Origin of the sequence: Castellaniella sp. (assembly GCF_034007085.1) — a bacterium.
In the GTDB taxonomy this organism is placed as follows: domain Bacteria; phylum Pseudomonadota; class Gammaproteobacteria; order Burkholderiales; family Burkholderiaceae_B; genus Castellaniella.
On the sequence record NZ_JAVERO010000106.1, the window covers coordinates 1 to 7751 of the forward strand.

General features: G+C 63.6%; 6 protein-coding genes and 1 pseudogene. All 7 read left to right on the forward strand.

Going from position 1 to position 7751, the window contains the following annotated elements; translation table 11 throughout:
- Positions 1–1383: hydantoinase/oxoprolinase family protein (locus RBR29_RS09245; RefSeq protein ID WP_320348771.1), on the forward strand; the 1383-nt coding region annotated here is incomplete at its 5' end.
- Between the two features lie 57 nt (positions 1384–1440).
- Positions 1441–2784, forward strand: a complete 1344-nt coding sequence (locus tag RBR29_RS09250) for an allantoin permease (protein ID WP_320348772.1) — start codon at positions 1441–1443, stop codon at positions 2782–2784.
- A 29-nt stretch (positions 2785–2813) separates the two neighbouring features.
- On the forward strand, positions 2814–3782 hold the full coding sequence (locus RBR29_RS09255) for an AraC family transcriptional regulator (RefSeq protein WP_320348773.1): 969 nt from the start codon (positions 2814–2816) through the stop codon (positions 3780–3782).
- 253 nt (positions 3783–4035) lie between these two features.
- Positions 4036–5298 (forward strand): 4-aminobutyrate--2-oxoglutarate transaminase, encoded by a 1263-nt coding sequence (gene gabT / locus RBR29_RS09260; RefSeq protein ID WP_320348774.1) that lies wholly within the window; start codon positions 4036–4038, stop codon positions 5296–5298.
- 49 nt (positions 5299–5347) lie between these two features.
- A complete protein-coding gene (locus tag RBR29_RS09265) occupies positions 5348–6439 on the forward strand; it encodes an ABC transporter ATP-binding protein (RefSeq protein WP_320348775.1) in 1092 nt (363 codons plus the stop codon).
- A gap of 29 nt (positions 6440–6468) precedes the next feature.
- Entirely contained in the window at positions 6469–7512 is a 1044-nt protein-coding gene (locus RBR29_RS09270) for an ABC transporter substrate-binding protein (RefSeq protein ID WP_320348777.1), read from the forward strand.
- 56 nt (positions 7513–7568) lie between these two features.
- Positions 7569–7751, forward strand: a pseudogene (locus RBR29_RS09275) (ABC transporter permease); the annotation flags it as partial.

Genomic DNA, 7751 nt, shown 5'->3' on the forward strand with positions numbered 1-7751 from the left:
CGGGATCAAGGCGCCGTGACCCCGGTACGCTACTACCAGTCCAACGGCGGCATGGCTTCGCTGGAAGTCATGGCTTCGCGCGCGGTCAACGCCATCAATTCCGGCCCCGCATCGGCGCCACAGGCTGCCATGCACATCGGCAAGCCCTTTGGCTACGACAACCTGATCACCGTCGATATGGGCGGCACTTCGTTCGACATGACGCTCACGCACGGCGGCGTCACCAACGTCAGCAAGGACATCGACTTCCTGCGCTACCGCATCGGCACCCCCATGGTGCAGGTCGAAACCCTGGGTGCGGGGGGCGGATCGATCGCCTGGATCGATGGCATGGGAGTGCTCAACGTCGGTCCTGGCAGCGCCGGCGCCGACCCCGGACCAGCCGCCTACGGTCGCGGCGGCACCGAACCCACCGTCACGGACTCGAACGTGGTGCTGGGCTACCTGAATCCGGAATATCTGCTGGGGGGACGCCTGAAAATCGACCGCCAGGCCGCATACGATGCCATCGACCGCAACATCGCGCAGCCGCTCGGGATTTCACCGGAAAGAGCCGCCTACGGCATCCACAGCATCGTCAATCACAACATGGTCGCCGGCATCCGTCGGGTCACCATCGAACGCGGCCATGATCCTCGCGACTTCGTGCTGGTGGGCGCAGGCGGCGCGACCAGCCTGCACATTGCCGCGCTGGCCCGAGAAATCGGCATCCGCACGGTGCTGATCCCCAAGCTGGCTTCGGGCCTGTGCGCCTTCGGCCAGATCCTGTCCGACATCAAATACAACCTCATGGCCGCCTGCCCGATGCGTCTGGACGCCCACGCCGACCTGACACGCATCGAGCAGCGCTTCCAGGAACTGCAGGACCAGGCCCTGGCCCTGCTGGAAAAAGAAGAAGGCATCCGCAGCGCCCAGGTATCCTTCGAACGCAGCATCGACATGCGCTACGTCGGCCAGATCCATGAATGCACCGTCAACATCGGCTCTCTGACCATCGGAGACGACACGATCGGCGACATCCGCCGCGCCTTCGACGCCATGCATGAACAGCTGTTCACCTACTCGGAACCCGAAAGCGAAGTCGAAATCGTCAACATCGAGAGCATCGCGCTGTTGCGCAGCGACCGCGAAATCCAGCAGCAGACCCCACCGGGCGGCCGGCTTGCCGAAGCCCTGCTGACGCACCGGCCCATGATTTTCAACGCCGACGGTTCGTACACGGACACACCGGTATACGACGGCAACAAGCTGGGCGAAGGCGATGAACTCACCGGCCCGGCCATCATCGAGGAAACCACCACCACCATCGTCATCGACCCCGGCTGGCACATCCGCCTGGACGCCGGCAACACCTACATCATGCGAGATCAGCAGACCGCATAGCATCTGAAAACAACCTGCCGCACACCATCAAAAAACAGCGGAACAGGAGGAGACAAAATGACAACGCCAACACAAGGCGCGGCGCAGGCCGTCGCAGAAGAAATCGCCGGTGCCATCCCGGCCAGGTCCCGGATGGGGCCGCTGGGATTGACCATGGCATGGTGGGGCGTATGCAGCGCCATGTTCTACATCGTCGTGGCCGCATCGCTGGCGCATCAGTTCGGCACGCTGAACGCCATCATCGGCATCACGCTCTCGGTGCTGACCTACGGCGTGATCAACAGCTTCATGGCCCGTTACGCCATCCGCACCGGGCTGTCGGTGGCGCTGTTCTCGCGCGTGCTCTTTGGCAACTTCGGCGCCTCGCTTGCCACCCTGATCTTTTTTGCCACGGCGCTGTATTACGGGGTCTTTGAAAGTTCAGTGATGGCCGTGGCCCTGCAGGCCTACTTCCCCTCCGTGCCCTTGAATCTGGCCTATCTGGTCGTGATCCTGTATGGCATCGTCCTGATCTTCGGCCGCATCCAGACCTGGCTCGACAAGCTCAACGGCGTGCTGCTGCCGATCTACCTGATCGGACTGGCCGTGGCCGTGGCGCTCACGATCGCCCGCCACGGCTACAGCAACGACTGGCTGTTCCTGCAGCCCGAAAGCGGTCCGGTCGCAGATGGCTGGTGGCATTGCTACACCTATTACATGGGCGTCTGGATCCTGATGATGTACACGTTCGACTATGCGCGCTATGGCCGCGCAGAAGACGAGTCCTATCACGCCCGCTTCAATTTCGGCATCCCTTTTTATCTGGTCACGTTCCTGCTCAGCGGCCTGGCCGGCATCTTTCTGGCATCCACGCTGGGCACCACGAGCGAGTCGGGCGTGGTGATCAGCCTCGTGCAACTGATGGGCTTTGGCGGCCTGGTGTTCACCTGGGTAACCCAGACGCGTATCAACACCGCCAATTTCCACCTGGCCACCACGAACATGCATGCTTTCTTCGAGCGCCTGCTGCGCCTGCGGCTGCCGCACTGGGTCTGGGCGATCCTGGTGGGTGCGCTGGCCTACGTGATCATGCTGGCCGACGTATTCAGCTATATCCTGCAGGCGCTCGCCTACCAGGGCGTGTTCGTGGTCGCCTGGGTCGGCGTCGCCCTGGTCCATATCCTGCTGGACCCGGCCGGCACCCAGCACATGCACGCCCTGACCGCAGGATCGCCGACGGCCCATGCATTCAACCCGGGGGGCCTGATTGCCTGGTTCACCGGCACGGCAGCCGGGCTGATCCTGATGAGCGACACGGGGGCGGCGTCATTCTCGGCTCCGGTCACCTTCCTCGTATCCGCGACCGTGTACGCGGTCACCCTGCGCCGCAGTGCCGGATTGCGCCGCTCCAGCCTAGAATGAATCTGATGACGACTCCAAGGGAGACGAGCATGTACAGCCGCTACTCCACTCACGGAATTGCCAGTCAGGACAAGTCCAGCTATTGGCAGACCGCCGTCAACGACACGTACTTCAACCTGAAGCTCACGTTCGCCGAGGCCCACGCTTTCGATGCTTCTCTGGATTCCTGGCAAATCGGCCGCCTGTCCCTGTCGCGCCTGTGTTCCCAGGCGTTGCGCTACCAGCGCCTGGGCCAGCATTGCGCCAACGAGGCCGACAGTTTCCTGATCACCATCCCGGAACTGAGCGAGATCCATTTCGAACAGATGGGGCGCGATACCTGGTGTCCGCCGGGTGGATTCATCCTGGAGGACAGCCGGGAGCCCTTTCTCTTCCAGCACCCCAAGGCCAACGCCATGTGGGTCCTGAAAGTCCCCGGCGACCTGCTGCGCGCACGGCTGCGCAATCCCCAGGCCTACTGCGCCACCCTGTTCGATGCGCAAGACGGGGCCGGGTCCCTGTTCGTCAGCTACCTGAAGCTGCTCGTCGAACACCGGCAGGACCTGCCCGAGACCACGCAGGCGCTGATGGGCATGCACACGGTCGACCTGCTTGCCTCCACGCTGGAACGCAACCCCAAGGTGCTGCATTCGACCAATTCAGCCGTCCGCAATGCGCACCTGAAACGCGTCGAAGCCTACATTCGCGCCCACCTGGGCAACCCGGGACTGAAGCCCGACCTGATCGCCCAGGCATGCAATCTGTCCACCCGCTACCTGCACATGCTGTGCCGGGAAACCGGCTGCAGCATCTCGGACTGGGTCCGCGAACTGCGTCTGCAGGAAGCCCATGCGCAACTGCAATACCGCTCCGCCAGCACCCAGATCGGCACGATCGCGTATCAACTGGGCTTCACGGACCAATCCAAATTCTGCAACCAGTTCAAGGCCCGCTTCGGCATGACGCCCGGCGAGGCCCGCAGCCTTGCAGCTGGCGATGCGCCGCAGGGCACACCCTGATACCCCGGTTTCAACGGTATCAAACCCCTGCGGCTCCGTGCGGCTACCGCCATTGGTTCTCGTGAAAACCTGCATACAAGGGAAAATACCAGGTCCATAAAAAACGCATCCGATCTGCATCTCTCCTCTGGGAAACCGCGCTGTCTTGCTCAATTGGCCCCATGATTAATAATCAAATGGGTCTATTTATTGAACCAAGATGACAGTATATTGCTCAAAAAAACGGGACCCATCCCGCCCAACGGAGACAAGCATGACCGGACTGAACCAGCAATTGCAGGCCCGCAAGCAGGCGGCCATCCCCAACGGCATCGGCATCACCTGCGATTTCTATGCAGAACGCGCCCTGAACGCCGAACTGTGGGATGTCGAGGGCCGGCGCTACATCGATTTCGCCGCCGGCATCGCCGTCGCCAACACCGGGCACCGCCACCCGCGCATCGTGCAAGCCATCCGCGCACAACTGGATGCCTTCACCCATACTGCATTCCAGGTCGCACCCTACGGTTCCTACGTGGAACTGGCCGAGCGCATCAATCATCTGACGCCCGGCAGCCACCCCAAGAAAACCGCGTTCTTCACGACCGGCGCGGAAGCCCTGGAAAACGCGATCAAGATCGCCCGCGCCGCCACCGGGCGCACCGGGGTCATCGCCTTTTCCGGTGCCTTCCATGGCCGTACGTTCATGGGGATGGCACTGACCGGCAAAGTCGCCCCTTACAAACAGGACTTCGGCCCATTGCCGGCCGAGGTCTACCATATTCCCTTTCCCAGTGCCCTGGACGGCGTGACCGTGCAGGACACGCTGAAGGCGCTGGACCTGCTGTTCAAGGCCGACATCCCCCCGCAACGGGTGGCCGCCATCGTCATCGAGCCAGTCCAGGGCGAAGGCGGCTTCAACGTCGCCCCCCCGGAACTCCTGCAGGCACTGCGCGAACGCTGTGACGCCCATGGCATCGTACTCATCGCCGACGAGGTCCAGACCGGCTTTGCCCGCACCGGACGGATGTTCGCCATCGAACATGCGGGCGTCACGCCCGATCTGATCACCATGGCCAAGAGCCTGGCCGGCGGCATGCCCCTGTCCGGCGTCTGCGGACGTGCCGACCTGATGGATGCCGCCCCGCGCGGATCGTTGGGCGGCACGTATGCGGGCAACCCCCTGGCCATTGCCGCCGCCCTGGCCGTGCTGGACGTGATCGACGAAGAACACCTGATCGCGCGCGCCGACGCCCTGGGCACACGCTTGCGTCATGCACTGACCGAACATGCGCACCCACGCATCGCCGAAATCCGCGGACTGGGTGCCATGGTGGCTGCTGAATTCCGCCTGCCCGATGGCCAGCCCGACCCCGACACCGCTGCCAGCATTCAACGCCGCGCCCTGGAACTCGGCCTGGTGCTGCTGACCTGTGGCGCCTACGGCCACGTCATCCGCTTTCTCTTTCCCCTGACAATCCCCGATGGTCTGCTGGAGGAAGGACTGGCTATTCTGAAAAAAGCCATGTCGGCCTGAAACTCACGCCAGCCGCATCCCGCCCATCCGCATCCGGAGGTTGCCCCCGATGTCCGCAGTTCCCGCCCCCGAGCCCCTGGTCCGCTTCCAGAGCGTCCAGAAATCCTATGACGGCAGTCATCTGGTCGTCCGCGATCTCAATCTCGATATCCACCCTGGTGAATTCCTGTCCCTGCTGGGTCCCTCGGGATCGGGCAAGACCACCTGCCTGATGATGCTCGCCGGCTTCGAGTCCCCGACCCGGGGCGACATCCTCCTGGAAGGACGTCGCCTCAACGACGTCCCGCCCCATCACCGCAACCTGGGCATGGTGTTCCAGAACTATGCGCTGTTTCCCCACATGACGGTCGAGCGCAACCTGGAATACCCGCTGAAAGTCCGCAAGATGCCCGCCGCACAGCGTGCGCGCCGCATCCACGAAGCCCTGTCCATGGTGCAGATGCAGGACTTTGCCAAGCGCTACCCGGCCCAGCTTTCGGGTGGCCAGCAGCAGCGCATCGCCCTGGCGCGTGCCCTGGTCTTTCAACCCAAGATCGTGCTCATGGACGAACCCCTGGGTGCACTGGACAAACAGCTGCGCGAACACATGCAGCTCGAACTCAAGGCGCTGCACCGGCAACTGGGCATCACGTTCGTCTATGTCACCCACGACCAGAGCGAGGCCCTGACCATGAGCAACCGCATCGCGGTGTTCAATCAGGGGGTCATCCAGCAGGTCTGCGCCGCCGACACGCTGTACGAAACCCCCTGCAACCGATTCGTGGCCGGCTTCGTGGGCGACAGCAATCAATTCCCCGGCACCGTGCGCGCCACCGAAGGGGATCTGTGCCAGGTCGAACTGGCCGGCGGCATCCTGCTGCGCGGGCTCAACATCCAGAGCCTGGCCGCCGGCGCGCCGTGCGTCGTGGCCATGCGTCCGGAACGCATCCTGCCGGGTGCCGACGGCAACAGCAACGTATTCCAGGCCACGGCGGTCGACGAGGTCTATCTTGGCGACCATGTCCGCCTGCGCTGCCGCCTGGACGGCGGCGATACCTTTTTCGTCAAGATGCCCCTGTCTGCGGACACCAGGGCGCATGCCCCCGGAACCCGTATCCCGCTGCGGATCGATCCCGGGCACGTCCGCGTTTTCCTCCCCTGACATCCCCACCAAAACACAGGAGACACGCCATGAAGAACCCACCCCTGCTTACGGCCCTGGCGCTCGCCGTACCCCTGGCCCTGGCCCAGGCCAGCGTCCAGGCCCGCGACCTGACGGTCGTGAATTTTGGCGGCGCCAACGGCGATGCCCAGAACATCGCCTTCATCCAACCCTACGAAAAAGACACCGGCACCAAGGTCATCCCCGTCGCCTACAACGGCGAACAGGCCAAGATCAAGGCCATGGTCCAATCCAACAACGTCGTCTGGGACGTGGTCGAGGTCGAAACCGGCGATCTGGGCCGAGGTTGCGACGAAGGCCTGTATGAAAACATCGACTGGGGCACCATCGTCAACAAAGGCGATATGGTGCGCGGCGCCCTGAAATACTGCGGCGTGGGCACCTTCGTCTGGTCCACCGTCCTGGCCTACAACGCCGACACCCTGAAAACACCGCCGACCGGCTGGGCCGATTTCTGGGACGTCAAGAAATTCCCCGGCAAGCGTGGCCTGCGCAAAGGCGCGCACTACAACGTCGAATTTGCCTTGATGGCCGACGGCGTGCCGCCCCAGGACGTCTACAAAGTCCTGGCCACGCCCGAAGGCGTGGACCGCGCCTTCAAGAAACTCGACGAGCTCAAGCCCCACATCCAGTGGTGGGAAGCGGGTGCGCAGCCGCCGCAGATGCTGAGCGCCGGTGACGTCGTCATGTCCGCCGCCTACAACGGCCGCATCGACGCCGCGCAGCGCGAAGGCCGGCCCCTGAAGGTCGTCTGGAACCAGAGCGTCTACGATTTCGACTACTGGGTCATCCCCGCCGGCTCGCCGAACAAGGATCAGGCGATCGAGTTCATCCGCTATGCCAGTTCACCCAAGGCGCAAGCGGCCTACTCACAACAAATCGCCTATGGCCCGGTCAGCAAGCAGGCCATCGGCATGCTCACGCCAGACATCCTGGCCAATGTGCCGAATTCCCCGGCCAACGCCCGCAATGCCCTGTTCAATGACCTGGAGTTCTGGACCGACCACGGCGAAGAGCTCGAACAGCGCTTCACGGCCTGGGCCGCCCGCTGATCCATCCCGGGGCCGGCCAAACGCCGGTCCCTTTCATTGACCCAAGGATCTCTGCCATGGACACGACCTTCGACGACCCCGGCGCCATCCGGCGCTCGATGCGCGCCGCGCAGCGACGCCGGACCTGGCGCGCGCTGCTGCTGGTCGGGCCGCTGGCCCTGTTTCTGCTGGCGGTCTTCGTGATCCCGATCGCATCCCTGTTGACCCGGGCGGCCGACAATCCCGAGGTCATCGAGACC

Bases quoted from the DNA above. Each gene is read 5' to 3' on its own strand.
- gabT (WP_320348774.1), top strand. From the start codon at position 4,036: ATGACCGGACTGAACCAGCAATTGCAGGCCCGCAAGCAGGCGGCCATC.
- RBR29_RS09255 (WP_320348773.1), top strand. From the start codon at position 2,814: ATGTACAGCCGCTACTCCACTCACGGAATTGCCAGTCAGGACAAGTCC.
- RBR29_RS09265 (WP_320348775.1), top strand. From the start codon at position 5,348: ATGTCCGCAGTTCCCGCCCCCGAGCCCCTGGTCCGCTTCCAGAGCGTC.
- RBR29_RS09250 (WP_320348772.1), top strand. From the start codon at position 1,441: ATGACAACGCCAACACAAGGCGCGGCGCAGGCCGTCGCAGAAGAAATC.
- RBR29_RS09270 (WP_320348777.1), top strand. From the start codon at position 6,469: ATGAAGAACCCACCCCTGCTTACGGCCCTGGCGCTCGCCGTACCCCTG.